Annotated in this window: 10 protein-coding genes and 1 pseudogene; 8 read left to right on the forward strand and 3 right to left on the reverse strand. The window is 70.7% G+C overall.

Annotated elements, in window-relative coordinates; genetic code table 11:
• Nucleotides 1–104 precede the first annotated feature (104 nt).
• Nucleotides 105–1,418 (forward strand): NAD(P)/FAD-dependent oxidoreductase, encoded by a 1,314-nt coding sequence (locus tag CHC02_RS15730; RefSeq protein ID WP_089392398.1) that lies wholly within the window; start codon nucleotides 105–107, stop codon nucleotides 1,416–1,418.
• A 454-nt stretch (nucleotides 1,419–1,872) separates the two neighbouring features.
• A complete protein-coding gene (locus CHC02_RS15735) occupies nucleotides 1,873–2,250 on the forward strand; it encodes an NUDIX hydrolase (RefSeq protein WP_089392399.1) in 378 nt (125 codons plus the stop codon).
• 455 nt (nucleotides 2,251–2,705) lie between these two features.
• Here CHC02_RS15735 and CHC02_RS15740 read toward each other — a convergent pair whose 3' ends face one another.
• Nucleotides 2,706–3,557 carry a CAP domain-containing protein gene (locus CHC02_RS15740; protein ID WP_089392465.1) on the reverse strand — a complete coding sequence of 284 codons (852 nt, stop codon included), beginning with the start codon at nucleotides 3,555–3,557 and terminating at the stop codon, nucleotides 2,706–2,708.
• 111 nt (nucleotides 3,558–3,668) lie between these two features.
• A pseudogene (locus tag CHC02_RS15745) lies at nucleotides 3,669–4,727 on the reverse strand (AraC family transcriptional regulator).
• 101 nt (nucleotides 4,728–4,828) lie between these two features.
• On the opposite strand from CHC02_RS15745, the gene CHC02_RS15750 reads away from it, so the two are divergent.
• The gene (locus tag CHC02_RS15750) at nucleotides 4,829–6,013 is read left to right on the forward strand and encodes an acetyl-CoA C-acyltransferase family protein (protein ID WP_089392400.1); all 1,185 of its coding nucleotides are present in this window, start codon (nucleotides 4,829–4,831) and stop codon (nucleotides 6,011–6,013) included.
• Nucleotides 6,014–6,128: 115 nt separating this feature from the next.
• On the forward strand, nucleotides 6,129–6,689 hold the full coding sequence (locus tag CHC02_RS15755; RefSeq protein WP_089392401.1) for a TetR/AcrR family transcriptional regulator: 561 nt from the start codon (nucleotides 6,129–6,131) through the stop codon (nucleotides 6,687–6,689).
• Between the two features lie 48 nt (nucleotides 6,690–6,737).
• On the opposite strand, the gene CHC02_RS15760 is transcribed toward CHC02_RS15755, so the two are convergent.
• Nucleotides 6,738–8,861, reverse strand: a complete 2,124-nt coding sequence (locus CHC02_RS15760; RefSeq protein WP_089392402.1) for a TonB-dependent receptor family protein — start codon at nucleotides 8,859–8,861, stop codon at nucleotides 6,738–6,740.
• 368 nt (nucleotides 8,862–9,229) lie between these two features.
• On the opposite strand from CHC02_RS15760, the gene CHC02_RS15765 reads away from it, so the two are divergent.
• From CHC02_RS15765 to CHC02_RS15780, 4 genes are read left to right on the forward strand one after another with little or no spacing between them, the layout of a single operon-like run.
• Entirely contained in the window at nucleotides 9,230–10,882 is a 1,653-nt protein-coding gene (locus tag CHC02_RS15765; RefSeq protein WP_208604344.1) for an ABC transporter substrate-binding protein, read from the forward strand.
• Nucleotides 10,879–11,856: an ABC transporter permease gene (locus CHC02_RS15770; RefSeq protein WP_089392403.1), complete on the forward strand. Its 978-nt coding sequence runs from the start codon at nucleotides 10,879–10,881 to the stop codon at nucleotides 11,854–11,856. The genes CHC02_RS15765 and CHC02_RS15770 overlap by 4 nt, the downstream gene beginning before the upstream one ends.
• Nucleotides 11,853–12,710: an ABC transporter permease gene (locus tag CHC02_RS15775; protein WP_089392404.1), complete on the forward strand. Its 858-nt coding sequence runs from the start codon at nucleotides 11,853–11,855 to the stop codon at nucleotides 12,708–12,710. The genes CHC02_RS15770 and CHC02_RS15775 overlap by 4 nt, the downstream gene beginning before the upstream one ends.
• On the forward strand, nucleotides 12,710–14,422 hold the full coding sequence (locus CHC02_RS15780; protein WP_089392405.1) for a dipeptide ABC transporter ATP-binding protein: 1,713 nt from the start codon (nucleotides 12,710–12,712) through the stop codon (nucleotides 14,420–14,422). The genes CHC02_RS15775 and CHC02_RS15780 overlap by 1 nt, the downstream gene beginning before the upstream one ends.
• The last annotated feature ends 390 nt before the right edge of the window (nucleotides 14,423–14,812 follow it).

Genomic DNA, 14,812 nt, shown 5'->3' on the forward strand with positions numbered 1-14,812 from the left:
GCAACCGGCTGAAACCGAATCACAAGCCCGCTCCGATCCAGTCCCCTCTCCCTTCAGGGAGAGGGCTAGGGAGAGGGAACCCAGACAACAGGAAAAACACAAAAATGAACGCCGCACTGAAACCCGCCAGGCCCGCCCCCGAGCGCGCCCCCTCCTACTACTCCGCCAGCCTCGCCGTGGAAACCGACTACCCCAGCCTGCAGGGCGAGGTGAACGTCGACATCGCCATCATCGGCGGCGGCTTCACCGGCGTGACCACCGCCGTGGAGCTGGCCGAGCGCGGCTACAAGGTGGCCATCGTCGAGACCAACAAGGTCGGCTGGGGCGCCAGCGGGCGCAACGGCGGCCAGGTCACCGGCAGCCTGTCCGGCGACGCCGCCATGCGCAAGCAGATGCAGCAGTGGCTGGGCCAGGACGTCGACGACTTCATCTGGCACCTGCGCTGGCGCGGCCACGAGATCATCAGGAACCGTGTAGCCAAGTACGGCATCGACTGCGACCTCAAGTTCGGCCACCTGCACGCGGCCATGAAGCCCTCGCACATGGCCGAGCTGGAAGCCTCCTATGACGAGGCCGTGCGCCGCGGCATGGGCGACGAGGTCAGCCTGCTCGACGCCAACGATGTGCGCCAGCACCTGGAGAGCGACCTCTACTGCGGCGCCATCAAGAACCTGCGCAACATGCACCTGCACCCGCTGAACCTGTGCATCGGCGAGGCCAAGGCCCTGGAAAGCCTGGGCGGGCTGATCTTCGAGCATTCCGAGGTGCTGGACATCGTCCACGGCCCGCGCCCGGCCGTGGTCACCAGCGGCGGGCGGATCAATGCCGCCCAGGTGCTGCTGGCCGGCGACGTCTACCACAAGCTGGAGCGCAAGCGGCTCAAGGGCATGATCTTCCCTGCCATGGGCGGCATCGTCACCACGAAGCCGCTGGGCGAGCTGGCCAGGCGCATCAACCCGCAGGACCTGGCGGTGTACGACTGCCGCTTCGTGCTCGACTACTACCGCCTGACCGCCGACGGCCGCCTGCTGTTCGGTGGCGGCGCCAACTACTCCGGGCGCGACTCGCGGGACATCGCCGGCGAACTGCGCCCGTGCATCGAGCGCACCTTCCCGGTGCTCAAGGGCGTGGAAATCGAGTTCCAGTGGAGCTGCGCCATGGGCATCGTGATGAACCGCATCCCGCAGTTGGGCAAGCTCTCGGACAACGTCTGGTACTGCCAGGGCTACTCCGGCCACGGCGTGGCCACCACCCACATCATGGGCGAGATCATGGCCACGGCCATGAGCGGCGACCTGGAGAAATTCGACACCTTCGCCCAGTGCAAGCACGTGAAAGTGCCCCTGGGCGACGTCTTCGGCAACCCGATGCTGGCGGCCGGCATGTGGTACTACCAGATGCTGGAGAAATTCCGCTGAGCCCCGCGGCTGCGGGCCCCGCCTCGCAGAAGGACGGCTTTTCGTAGGAGCGAGCTTGCTCGCGAACGGATTCCGCAGCGTGGCTCATTCACGCGCAAGAGCCAGGCGCCCCCTCCATCCTACGAAGAGCTCCCACGCCGTCGCCCCCGGCACCCGGCGTGCCGGCCGGCGGCGGATAACCGCGAACGGTTATCCGCCCTACGCGATGCGCGCCCCGAAACCACTCATCTTTCCTACCGATCAATCAGAAATTTCCATTACCGGATTCAATAGTTCCAACTGGAGCGGTGCGTACCCGGCCACGTATCCTGCGCGCCCGCAGCGGTCGGCACCGGTGCCCGCGGGGCCCGGCTGCAACTGGCGTCGTTCTTGCTTCATCTTTTTTGTGACAAATTCATGACAAGCGTTGTCTGCTATTACAGGTATATGCGGCAAGCAGTATCAGGGGGTGCCCATGGGTAGTGCGATCAAGGAACGGGCGACAATCATCTGCCGCCAGGACGACAAGATCCTTTTCGTGCGCAAGGCCCGGCGCAAATGGAACCTGCCCGGCGGCCGCATCGAGGCCGACGAGGCACCGAGCCAGGCAGCGCAGCGCGAACTGGCCGAAGAGACCGGCCTTCAGGTGGAGGCCATGGCCTACCTCGCCCCGCTGGAGCTGTACCAGACCCTCCACTACGTGTTCGAGGCCGCCCTGCCCGAGCCGCAGAACCCCCGCCCGCAGAACGAGATCGCCGATTGCCGCTGGTTCTCCCTGGACGAACTGGCCAAGCGCAACGTCAACAAGGCCATCAAGCGCCTGCTCAAGGACTGCCAGCGCCCGCCGCAGTGACGCGGCGGGCCCCTCCCCCCGGAACGGCAGCGTCAGTTTCAGCCAATAGGCGTCACCGCCGAGGCACGGTATCTCCCTGTGGGACCTTATCCGCGATAGCCGGAAATATCGGCGCAAATCGCGGATAAGATCCGCTCGCCGCCCCACCCGCACCACCCCATGTAGGAGCGCGCGCGATTCGCGGGCAGGGCCCGCTCCTACAGGTCACTGCGAGGTATGGCATTCCCCCGTAGGAGCGGAACTTTTCCGCGATAGCCGGTCCTGTCGGCTCGGTTCGCGGATGAAATCCGCTCCGCCACCCACATCGCCCCATGCAGGAGCCACTGTCCTGCTGCCTGAGCCGATACACCTTGTAGGAGCGGGCCCTGCCCGCGATTTCGCGCGCAGGGCGCGCTCCTACAGGGGAATGCAGCGGTGGGCCGCGCAGGAGCAAGCGCGCCCTACCGCCCACTCTCTCAAGGCGCTCCGAACAGCATGGTCCAGTACACCCCCTGGTCGCTGCGCGCCTCGCTGGCGTAGGCCGCGCCGACCTGGGTGAACATCGGGTTCATCAGGTTGGCGCAATGCCCGGGGCTGGCCAGCCAGCTCGCCATGGCCTGGCTCGTCGAGCCTTGCCCGGCGGCGATGTTCTCGCCGATCTGGCGGCCGCGGTAGCCGGCGGCGCGGGCGCGGTCGGCCGGGGTGTCGCCGTCGGGGTCGCGGTGGGCGAAGTAGTTGCCGCGCGCCATGGCCCGGCTGTGCGCCTGCGCCGCCGCGCCCAGCGCCGGGCTCCAGCTCAGCGGGCGGGCCGCGGCGAAGCGCTGGCCGCCGCACAGCCTTGCCCGCGAGCGCGCCGCGTTGACCTCGGCCAGCAGCGCCCGGCCCGCCGCGCGCGGGTCCTCCAGGGTGCCGCCGCCCATCGAGCGCGCCAGCACCAGGCGCCACTCGCCGCGGGCGCGGCTCACGCCGGCGTCGGCGAACTGCGGGTCCAGCAGCGCCGAGCAATAGCGCTCACGCAGCATGCCGAAGGCTTCATCGGCATCGGCCGCGCCCACCAGGCGGACACTGCGCACCACCTGCGCCTGGTAGCCGGCTGCCCGCACTGCTTCGCGCAGGCCGCCGCCGAAGCCCACCGGCAACGCCAGGCTGGCCTGCGCCCTCAGCGGCGGCAGGCGCCGCGGCGTGCTCCCGGCGCACCCCGAGGGGTGGGCGCGGTAGGCGTTGATGGCCGCCAGCAGGCGGCTTTCCTCGCCAGCGTGGGCCAGCAGGGGCGAAAGGCAGAGCAGGAACGACAGGCACGACGGCAGACGGCGGGCGATGGAGCGCATGAACAACGCTGGACTCGGGCTGGGTGGACGACACGGGCGGCGCCCACTGGGGCACCGCGGCCAGCCTCAGACTGCCGCCGACGGCCAAGGTTCAGCGCCGCCGGGAGCCGCTCAGCCCCCATCCTTGGCGCGGGCCGCGCGGTAGCGCCCGGGGCTCATGCCCGTCCACTGGCGGAACGCCCGGTGGAACGCGCTGGGCTCCTGGAAGCCGCAGCGCGCGGCGATCTCGGCGATGCTCAGGCGCGCGTCGTCGAGGCACTCGAAGGCCAGCGCCCGGCGCACCTCGTGCTTGATCATCTGGTAGGAGAAGCCTTCGCGCTCCAGCTGGCGGCGGAAGGCCGACTCGCTCAGCGTCAGCTGCGCGGCCATCTGCGCCTGGGATGGCCAGTCCAGGTCACTGCAGGCCTTCAGCCGGCGGTAGACCTTGGCCGACAGCCCGGAGCGGTTGCGGAAGCGCACCACCACGCCCTCCGGGGCCTGGCGCAGGAACTGCTTGAGGCTGGCGAAGTTGCGGATCACCGGCAGCGCCAGCTGCTGGGCGTTGAACTCCAGTTCGGTGCGCTCGGCGTCGAAGCGGATCCACGGCCCCCACAGCAGCGGCTCGGCGCCGTGGGGCGGTTACGGGTGGCCGAAGCGGGCGCGGTCGGGGTTGATGCGCCGCCCCACCAGCCAGCAGGCCACGCCGATGACCATGCTCAGGTAGATTTCCTCGGCGACGCCGCGCAGGGTGGCGTCGTCGATGCGCGTCTGCAGCACGATGGCCGCGCGGTTGCCGCGCAGCTCCAGGTGCGCGCGGATATCGCGCAGGAACAGGTTGAAGCCGGCCAGGCACTGGCGCAGGGCGTGGCCCAGGTCCGGCTCGTGCAGCACGCTGCGGCAGACCAGGGCGAAGGCGCCGCGCGGCAGGCCGGCGGAATCGAAGGCGAAGAACTCGTCGCCCAGCTCCTCGGTGAGCAGCAGCCACAGGCGCGTCACCGCGTCCGCCGGCACGCGGTGCAGCGGGTCGTCGAGCCAGTGCGGCTCGATGCCGGCCTGCGCCAGCAGTTCGCCGGCGCGTTGCGGGCGGTCGGCCAGGCGGTGCAGCGCGGCCTTCACGAAGTAGGCCGCCACCGAGTCGCGCCGGCGCCGGGTGCCGGTCTCTTCCGCAGGGCCCTGGGCGGTTTTCATCATCCGATATGTCCAAATCCGTCAGCCGGGACTGCTCAATTCTGGCATAGGACGCCGTGGCATCGCCTTCTAGACTGCTCGCCATTCTGCCAGGAGCCCTTCCCATGCACAGACCTGAAGTCTTCGTCGTCAGCGCGGTGCGCACCGCCATCGGTACCTTCGGCGGCACCCTCAAGGACACCCCGCCCGCCCAGCTCGCCACCCTGGTCGCCCAGGCCGCGCTGGCGCGCGCCAACTGCGACGCGCAGCGGGTCGAGCACGTGGTGTTCGGCCACGTCATCCCCACCACGCCCAAGGACGCCTACATCAGCCGCGTGGCGGCGCTGCAGGCCGGCATTCCCAAGGAGGCCCCGGCCTTCACCGTCAACCGCCTGTGCGGCTCGGGCCTGCAGGCCATCGTCAGCGCCGCCCAGGGCCTGATGCTGGGCGACTCGCGCATCGCCCTCGCCGGCGGCGCCGAGTGCATGAGCCAGTCCGGCTACCTGGTGCCCAGCGCCCGCTGGGGCGCGCGCATGGGCGACGTGAAGATGCTCGACTACATGCTCGGCGCCCTGCAGGACCCGCTGCACGGCATCCACATGGGCATCACCGCCGAGAACATCGCCAGGCAGCACGGCATCACCCGCGAGGACCAGGACGCCCTGGCCCTGCAGAGCCAGCAGCGCGCCGCCCGCGCCATCGCCGAAGGCCGCTTCGCCGGGCAGATCGTGCCGGTGGAGATCCGCAGCCGCAAGGGCACCAGCCTGTTCGAGGTGGACGAGCACGTGCGCGCCGAGTCCAGCCTGGAGCAACTGGCGAAGATGAAGCCGGCCTTCACCGAGGGCGGCAGCGTCACCGCCGGCAACGCCTCGGGCTTGAACGACGGCGCCAGCGCCCTGCTGCTGGCCACCGCCGAGGCGGTGAAGAGCGAGAACCTGCAACCCATCGCGCGGGTGGTGGCCTATGCCCACGCCGGCGTCGAGCCCACCCTGATGGGCCTGGGCCCCATCCCGGCCACCCGCCTGGCCCTGCAGCGCGCCGGCCTGAGCGTGGCCGACCTGGACGTGATCGAGTCCAACGAGGCCTTCGCCGCCCAGGCCTGCGCGGTCAGCCGCGAGCTGGGCTTCGACCCGCAGAAGGTGAACCCCAACGGTTCCGGCATCTCCCTGGGCCACCCCATCGGCGCCTCCGGCGCCATCATCGCAACCAAGGCCATCCACGAGCTGCAGCGCATTCAGGGCCGCTACGCGCTGGCCACCATGTGCATCGGCGGCGGCCAGGGCATCGCCGTGATCTTCGAACGCGTCTGATCGGGCCGGCCGGCCAGGGGCGGGGCCCAACCCACGAAGCGGGCCCCGCGCCGGCCGGCCGCCCTTTCGGCGCGCCTTCCCGGCAAGCAGCCCGATACGACGTACAGGTGCCCAGATGACCGCCACTTCCGGCTCGCGCTTCGCGCGCAACCGCCCCAAGGCCCTGGAACTCTTCGCCCGGCGCGGCTTCGCCCAGGTCAGCCTGCGCGAACTGGCGCGCCACCTGGAGCTGACCGCGGGCTCGCTCTACAGTCATTGCGCGAGCAAGGAAGAGCTGCTGCTGGAGTTCATCGAGGAACACTACCTGGCGCTGCTTTCGCTGTTCGACCGGCGCCAGCTGCGCGGCTGCCCCAGGGCCGCCCTGCAACGGGTGGTCGAAGGGCTGCTGGCGTTGTACGAGAGCAACCCCCTGCACTTCCAGCTGGCGACCCGCGACGCCGGCTGCCTCACCGACGAACAGCGCCAGTGCGTCGAGCGGCTGCGCCGGCAGCTCGGCCAGAAGCTCGATGCGCTGCTGGGCGCGGCCGGCTACGCCAGCCCCGGCCAGGCCTGCCAGCCCACCCTGGAGCTGTTCGAGCACCTGCCCCTGTGGCTCGCCCGCTACCCGCAGGACCGCGAGCAGCGCTGCGCCACCCTGCTGCGCTCGCTGACCGCCGCTCTGGCGCCTGCCGGTTGAAGCCTCGGGGCCGGCAGGCTGCCGGCCCCGAGGCGGCTCAGAAGCGCATCAGAAGCGCACGGCCACCCCGGCGGTGACGTTGAACGGGTCGCCCGGGTAGAAGTTGGCCGAGTCCCGGCCCTTGGCGTCGTAGGCGGTGTTGGCCGCGGTGGCGTAGTGCTCGTTGGTCAGGTTGCGCAGGTCGAGGAAGACTTCCCAGCGCCGGCCCGGCGCCTGGTAGCCCAGCTTGGCGCCCCACAGTGTGTACGACGGCGCGCCCAGGGTGTTGGCGTAGTCCACGTAGTAGCTGGAGGCCGCCCGCGCGTTGAGTTCGGCGTAGTAGCCGTCGTGCCGCTGGTAGTTCAGCTGCGCCTGGTACACCTGGCGCGGCAGGCTGGGCAGCTCGTTGTCGCCGAAGGTGCTGTCGCCGCGGTAGTGGAAGTCGTTCAGCGTCCAGGCCTGGCGCAGGTCCAGGCGGTCGCCGTTGGCGCCCTCCCAGAGCTGGATGCCCAGCCCCGCCTCGATGCCCTGGTGGATGGTCGGGCTGGCGTTGGAGTTGGCCACCAGCGCGTCCGCCGTGGCGGTGGCCTGGCGCACCACCACCGAGAGCAGCTCGTCCTTCACCCAGGAGCGGTACAGCGCCAGGCTGCCGTCCACCACGCCGACGCTGCCGCGGATGCCCACTTCCAGGGTGTCGGCCTTCTGCGGGGTGAGCGGGCGGACGTAGGGCACGCCGGTGCTGCCCAGTTGCCAGGTCACCGGCGGGTCGATGGAGCGGCTGGCGTTGCCGAACAACTGGACGTCCGGCGTCAGCTGGTAGCGCAGACCCAGGCGCGGCGCCGCGTACCACTTGTTGTAGCTGACCTCGCCGGGGAACTCGCTGGTGTTGGCGCTGGTGCTGTACTCGATGCTCACGTCGCGGTCGATGTTGATCGCCGAGAGCCCGCTCACCAGCCACAGCCGCTCGTCCAGCTGCAGCTCGTTGCCGAAGGCGAACACGGTATCCCGCGAGCCGGTGTAGTCGGTGTGCTGCAGCAACTGGCCAGTGGCGCGGCTGTGGGACTTCACGTCGGCGAACTGCGAGCGGGTGCTGCTGAAGGTCAGGGTGGTGTCGCTGGGCAGGCCGAACAGGCGGTCCTGGCGGCGCAGGTAGCGCAGCGTCAGGTTGGTGTCGGTGGAGCGCCAGTCCTGCGGCGTGGCCGAGTAGCGCCAGCCGTTGAGCAGCGGGTAGTCGTTGACGCTCAGGCCCACCTGCAGCCGCGAGTCGTCGTCGAAGCGGTAGGTGGTGGTGCTGCCCACCCAGGTGGAACCGTCCTTCTTGCGCCCGGTGGGCACCTTGTTGGAGTTGGAGTCGTGCTTGATCTGCTCGCGGGTCAGGGTGTTGCCCTGGGTCAGCGTCTCCTCGCGGTAGCGCACGATCAGCCGGGTATCCAGCCTGTCGTTGAAGCGGTGGCCGAGGTTGGCCACCAGTTCCTGGCCCTTGTTCGGGGTGTCGTGCTGGTAGCCGTCGCGCTCGTTGTGGAAGATCGACACGTAGTAGTCGCTGTCGTCCACCACCCCGCCGGTGCTCAGCTGCTGCTTGCGGTAGCCGAAGCTGCCGGCCTCCAGGCGCAGGTAGTTGCCCGGCGCGGTGTAGCCGCTGTGGGTGACGAAGTTGATGGCGCCGCCCAGGCTGGTGGCCGCGTAGTCGAAGGCGTTGGCGCCGTAGAGCACCTCGGTGTGATCGATGCCGTTCATGCTCAGGTAGTCTTCCTGGGTGCCGCCCGGGCCGGTGATGGGCAGGCCGTCGAACAGGTATTTGATGCCCAGCGCGTAGCCCTGGTAGAAGGTGTTCAGGCCCGAGCCGCGGATGGAAATCTTGTTCGCCCCGCTGCCGCTGGTGGCCTGGGCGAATATCCCCGGCTGCAGCGCGAAGACGTCCTCGGCGTTGGTCGCGCGGCCCTTCTCCACCTCCTTGTTGTCCACCACCACGGCTGCGCCGGGCACCTTCTTCAATTGCTCCGCGGCCTTCTGCGCCTCGCTGCGCGCGGCGCCCTCGACCACCACGGTGGCCAGGCGGGCGTCGGCCGCCCCGTCCTCCGCCTGGGCGGCCCACAACGGGCCGCCGGCCAGGCACAGGCCGGCGCCGAGGCTCAGCAGCCGGCCCCCCAGGCCGGCGGGGGTGACATGGGTTCTGGTTTTTTTCGAATGCACGGCAAGGCTCCTATGGTCCTCCGATGAGTGGATGAGCCTCTATGCGCATAGTCGTGCTCCACAGCGCCCGCGCAGAATCCATGCCAAGCGGTAATTCCTTGTGAATCAGCAAGTTGCGAAATGACAGCGGTGTACTCGAACGAACATCTGTTGCCGCGCTGTTGATCGCTCCACAACCGCCCCGGCCGCCAACTGCTCAGCCAGCAACAGCGAATCGACAAACTGCCCGCGCAGCAGCGCGAAACCGGGGCGAAAACCCACTGGAATGCGCCTTCCAGGCCGGGCATGGCTTGTGCAACGCAGCCTGGGCGGCCGCGCTCGGCGAGCGCAGGCCGCCCCGTCTTCCACCTGCAGAAGGCTGCCCACGCTTGAAGCCCAGACGCCCTACCCCACATTCCCTGGCCCTCGCCCTGCCCCTGTTGCTGGCCGCGCTGCTCGGCGGCTGCCGCGAGGCGCAGGAGCACCAGGCCCACGGCGACACCCCGGTCAGCGGCGGCACCCTGACCTACGCCACCGACCGCGAACCCATCTGCCTCGACCCCCACGTCGCCGGCGACATGCCCCAGGTGTTCCTCGCCCGGCAGTTCCTCGACTCGCTGGTGTCCATGGACGCCAACGGCCGCATCGGCCCCTGGCTGGCGAAAAGCTGGGAAGTCTCCGCCGACGGCCTGAGCTACACCTTCCACCTGCGCGACGACGTGCGCTTCAGCGACGGCACCCCGTTCGACGCCAGCGCGGTGAAGGCCAACCTCGACCACATGGTCGACCCGCGCACCCAGTCCAGCACCGCCGGCGGCTACGTGCGCCAGTACCGCGGCACCGACGTGGTGGACGCGCACACCGCGGTGGTGCACCTGGCCACGCCCTACGCGGCCTTCCTCGAAGTGCTGGCCCAGGGTTTCCTCGGCATCCAGTCGCCCGCCGCGCTGCGCCGCCCGCGCGACGAGAACTGCGAAAGCCCGGTGGGCAGCGGCCCGTTCAAGGTGCTGCGCTGGGACCGGCAGAACCAGGTGCTGCTGGAGCGCAACCCCGACTACCACTGGGCGCCGCCCACCGCGGCGCACCAGGGCCCGGCGTACCTCGAGCGCATCGTCTGGAAGTTCATCCAGGAGCCCTCGGTGCGCTTCGCCTCGCTGCAGGCCGGCGAGGTGGACGTGATCGAGAGCGTGCCGCCGGAATCCCACGCCGCCGCGCGGGCCAACCCGGAGGTGTCGCTGCTGGTCGCCCAGCGCCCCGGCAACCCCACCAACGGCACCCTCAACATGACCCGCGCGCCCTTCGACGACATCCGCGTGCGCGAGGCCTTCATCCGCTCGGCCGACATAGACGCGGCGCTCAGGAGCGTGTACTTCGGCGAGTTCCCCCGCGCCGGCGGCCCGCTCAGCCCGGCCACGCCCTTCTACAGCGCGGACTTCGAGCACGCCCAGGACTACGACCCGCTGCGCGCCGAGCAACTGCTCGACGCCACCGGCTGGACCGGGCGCGACGCCGAGGGCTACCGCACCCGCGACGGCAGGCGCCTGCAGGTCCACGTGATCATGGGCAACCGCACGCCGCCCTCGGAGTTCAGCCTGTGGGAGCAGGTGCAGGCCACCGCCCGCAGCGCCGGCTTCGAGGTGATCATCGAGCAGATGAGCGACGTGCTCGCCCAGCAGCGCCAGGCCGACTGGGACTACGACATCCGCCTGGGCTACTGGAACACCAACACCCCGGACGTGCTGCGGATCATCTTCGGCTCGGCCTTCCTGCGCCCGGCCGGGGTGCGCGGCTACCACCAGAACACCGCCGGTTTCGACGACCCGCGCTTCGACGCCCTGATGGAGCAGGCCCTGGCCACCCAGGACGCGGCGCGCCGCCGCGAGCTGTACCACCAGGCCCAGGCCCTCGCCTCCAGCCAGTACCTGCAGCTGACCACCTACCCGCAGAGCACCCGTCTGGGCATCTACAAGCGCGCCCACGGGGTGCGCCTGGAGCCGTCGCTGGCGGTCACTTCCCTCTATGACGCCTGGGTGAACCCATGACACTTTCCGCACCCGATCCACGCCGCGAACGCCTGCTGCGCCTGGCCCGCCACGCCGCCTGGCGCCTGCTCGGCGGCCTGCTGGTGTTGTGGGCCGCCGCCAGCCTGACCTTCTTCGCCCTGCGCCTGATGCCCGGCGACCCGGTGCTGGCGATCCTCGGCGGCCCCAGCGGCAACCCCACGCCCGAAACCATCGCCGAGGCCACCCGCGAATACGGCCTGGACCGGCCCCTGGCGGTGCAGTACGCGATCCACCTGGGCCACCTGCTGCGCGGCGACCTCGGCACCTCCTACTCGCAGCACCTGCCGGTGACGCGCATCCTCGCCGAGCAGACCGGCGCCACCCTGCAGCTGACCTTCGCCGCCCTGGCCCTGGCCTGGCTCATGGTGCTGGCCTGGACGCTGCTCAGCGCCGGCCGCCGCCACTGGTTCGGCGGCCTGGCCTCGCTGCTGGAGACCCTGGCCGCGGCGCTGCCACAGTTCTGGCTGGCGATCCTGCTGCTGGCCGCCTTCGCCTTCGGCCTGCAGTTGTTCCCCCCGGCCGGCAGCGACGGCCTGCGCAGCCTGGTGCTGCCGGCCCTGGCGCTGGCGGTGCCGCTGGCCGGGTTCATCGGCCAGGTCACCCGCGAGGCCCTGGAGATCACCCTGGAACAGCCCTTCATCCTTTCCGCGCGCACCCGCGGCCTGAGCGACCGCGCCGTGCGCTACCGCCACGCCCTGCGCCATTCGGTGCTGCCGGCCATCTCGCTGTCGGGCTGGGCGCTGGGCGCGCTGCTCAGCGGCTCGGTGGTGGTGGAAGTGATCTTTTCCCGCAAGGGCCTGGGCCGCCAGCTGTTCCAGGCCGTGCAGAGCCAGGACCTGCCGCTGGTGCTGGGCATCACCCTGGTGGTCGCCGCCGGCTACGTGCTGGCCAACATCCTGGTCGACCTGCTGTACGAGCTGGTCGACCCGCGCCTGCAAAGGAGTGCGCCATGAGCGAACTGGCCCCGCCCCTCGAGCTGCCCCTGGCGCCACGCCGCCAGGCCCGCCCGCTACCCTGGCCAGCGCTGCTGGCCACGACCTTCCTGGCGCTGCTGGTGGCCGCGGCGCTGTTCCCGCAGCTGTTCGCCCACGGCGACCCGCTGGCCATCCAGCCGCGCGAGGCGTTCAGCGCGCCGGGCTGGGCCCACTGGTTCGGCACCGACCAGTCCGGCCGCGACATCTACGCGCGGGTCATCCACGGTGCGCGCCAGTCGCTGACCATCGGCCTGGCCGCCACCGCCCTGGCGATGAGCATCGCCATCGGCCTGGGGCTGGCGGCAGGGTTGGCCGGCGGCGCCGTGGACCGCGGCATCGGCTGGCTGCTGGAAGTGCTGTTCGCCTTCCCCAGCCTGATCCTCGCCCTGCTCTTCGTCGCCATCTTCGGTAGCGGCATCGGCCCGCTGATCGTCGCCACCGGCATCGGCAGCGCGCCGGGCTACGCGCGCATGGTCCGCGGCCAGGTGCTGGCGGTGCGCGGCGCCGGCTACATCGAGGCGGCCCGGGCGCTGGGCCACGGCCCCTGGCGCACCATCGTCCGGCAGATACTGCCCAACGCCATGCGCCCGCTGATCGTCACCCTGACCATGGGCGTGGGCCACGCCATCGTCTGGGCCTCGGCGCTGAGCTTCCTCGGCCTGGGCGCGCGGCCGCCGGCGCCGGAATGGGGGACCATGCTGTCCATGGGCCGCGACTTCATCGTCAACGCCTGGTGGCTGACCTTCTTCCCCGGCCTGTTCATCGTCCTCACCACCCTGTCGACCACGGTCGCCGGGCGCTACCTGCAACGACGCCTGGAGGGCCGCCGCTGATGCCGCGCCAACCGCTGATAGTCGAAGACCTGTCCGTGCATTTCGGCGAGCACCGCGTGCTCGACCGCCTGTCCTTCACCCTGCAGCCAGGCCGCGCGCTGGCCCTGGTCGGCGAGTCCGGCTCGGGCAAGAGCGTGCTGGCGCGCAGCCTGGTCGGCCTGGCCGGGGTTGGCGCGCGCGTCCAGGCGCGGCGCCTGGAATACGCCGGGCGCGACCTGCTGGCCCTGGACGAGCGGCGCTGGCGCGAGCTGCGTGGCCGCGAGATCGGCTTCGTGCTGCAGGATGCCCTGGTGTCGCTGGACCCGCTGCGCCCGGTGGGCCAGGAAATCCTCGAAGTGCTCGCCACCCACCGCTGGGGCGACCGCCACAGCCGCCAGCAGCGGGTGCTGGAGCTGCTGGAGAAGGTCGGCGTGCCGGAACCGGCGCTGCGCGCCCGGCAGCGTTCCGAGCAACTCTCCGGCGGCCTGCGCCAGCGCGCGCTGATCGCCAGCGCCCTGGCCCTGGACCCGGGCCTGGTGATCGCCGACGAACCGACCACCGCCCTGGACGCCACCGTGCAGGCGCAGATCCTCGGCGTGCTGCAGCAGGTCAAGGAGCGCGGCGACTCGCTGCTGCTGATCAGCCACGACCTGGCGGTGGTCGCCCAGCTCGCCGACGAGGTGCTGGTGCTGCGCCACGGCGAGGTGGTGGAACAGGGCCCGATCGAGCAGATCCTCCACGCCCCGCGCCACCCGTACACCCGCAGCCTGCTGGAGGCGATCCCCGCCAACCGCCCGCGCGGCACCCGGCTGACGCCCGGCGCGGCGCCGGCCGCACGCCGCGAGGCTGCCGCGCAACCCGAGGTGCTGCTGGAGGCCCGCGGCCTGGGCAAGCGCTATCGCGGCCCCGACCAGCAGTGGCGACAGGTGCTCGACGACGTCAGCTTCCGCCTGCACGCCGGGCGCACCCTGGGCATCGTCGGCGAATCCGGCTCGGGCAAGAGCACCGCCGCGCGCATCGCCCTCGGCCTGCTGGAGCCGGACGCCGGCAGCGTCGAATTCGCCGGCCAGCCCTGGAACGCCGCGCCCGCGCAACGCGTGAGCGAGCGCGAACGGCGCCCGCGGCGACGCGACATCAGCGTGATCTACCAGGACCCGCTGAGCTCCTTCGACCCGCGCTGGAGCGTCGGCCAGGTGCTCGACGACGCACTCCAGGCCGGCGGCCTGGACGCCGCCCTGCGCCCGGCGCGCATCGCCGAACTGCTGCGCCAGGTGCGCCTGCCGGCGGAACTGGCGCAGCGCCGCCCGCTGCAGCTCTCCGGCGGGCAGCGGCAACGGGTGGCCATCGCCCGCGCCCTGGCCAGCCAGCCGAAGGTGATCATCTGCGACGAGCCGGTGTCGGCGCTGGACGTCTCGGTGCAGGCCCAGGTGCTCGACCTGCTGGCCGACCTGCAGGACGAGCTGGGCCTGGCCTACCTGTTCATCTCCCACGACCTGGGGGTGATTCGCCACCTCAGCGACGAGGTGCTGGTGATGCTGCAGGGCAAGGTCGTCGAATCCGGCCCCACCGAAGCGCTGCTGCAGGCCCCGCAACACCCCTACACCCGGCGCCTGCTGGCCTCGGTGCCGCAGCTGCCGGCCGAGGGCCGCCCGCTGCCGCCACGCCTGGCGCCCGCCAGCGTCGACCTGGCGCCGCCGTTCGAGGAGCGCTGGCTGTGGGGGCTGGCGGTCTGAAGGGCGCGCGGGGGCGGGCACTGCTGTTGTAGGAGCGAGCTTGCTCGCGAACGGGGTTTGCCGGTCGGAGGCGGTGCCTGTCCTGAAGAGCACCCTCTCCCTAACCCTCTCCCTGAAGGGAGAGGGGACTGTCCTCTGCCTGCCGAGGCCTCCGCGTAATCCTGTAGCTTCCGGCTAACGCCTGACTTCTCAGCCATGCCGAACGGCCCCCTCTCCCGCTTGCGGGAGAGGGCTGGGGAGAGGGTACGGCGTCAACCTCCCACGCCAGCCCCACCGGCTGAAGCCGTTCGCGAGCAAGCTCGCTCCTACGAAAAAACACCCCAACTTTCCCCGCCCGGCGCAATACAACTTTCCGCCATCCAACATCACGTTATTTGCATATAACCCAAG

Source organism: Pseudomonas delhiensis, assembly GCF_900187975.1.
Taxonomy (GTDB): domain Bacteria; phylum Pseudomonadota; class Gammaproteobacteria; order Pseudomonadales; family Pseudomonadaceae; genus Pseudomonas; species Pseudomonas delhiensis.

What these genes read in the sequence shown, in the direction of transcription:
- CHC02_RS15775 (WP_089392404.1), top strand. Translation starts at nt 11,853, where the DNA reads ATGAGCGAACTGGCCCCGCCCCTCGAGCTGCCCCTGGCGCCACGCCGC.
- CHC02_RS15780 (WP_089392405.1), top strand. Translation starts at nt 12,710, where the DNA reads ATGCCGCGCCAACCGCTGATAGTCGAAGACCTGTCCGTGCATTTCGGC.
- CHC02_RS15755 (WP_089392401.1), top strand. Translation starts at nt 6,129, where the DNA reads ATGACCGCCACTTCCGGCTCGCGCTTCGCGCGCAACCGCCCCAAGGCC.
- CHC02_RS15770 (WP_089392403.1), top strand. Translation starts at nt 10,879, where the DNA reads ATGACACTTTCCGCACCCGATCCACGCCGCGAACGCCTGCTGCGCCTG.
- CHC02_RS15735 (WP_089392399.1), top strand. Translation starts at nt 1,873, where the DNA reads ATGGGTAGTGCGATCAAGGAACGGGCGACAATCATCTGCCGCCAGGAC.
- CHC02_RS15730 (WP_089392398.1), top strand. Translation starts at nt 105, where the DNA reads ATGAACGCCGCACTGAAACCCGCCAGGCCCGCCCCCGAGCGCGCCCCC.
- CHC02_RS15750 (WP_089392400.1), top strand. Translation starts at nt 4,829, where the DNA reads ATGCACAGACCTGAAGTCTTCGTCGTCAGCGCGGTGCGCACCGCCATC.
- CHC02_RS15740 (WP_089392465.1), bottom strand. Translation starts at nt 3,557, where the DNA reads ATGCGCTCCATCGCCCGCCGTCTGCCGTCGTGCCTGTCGTTCCTGCTC.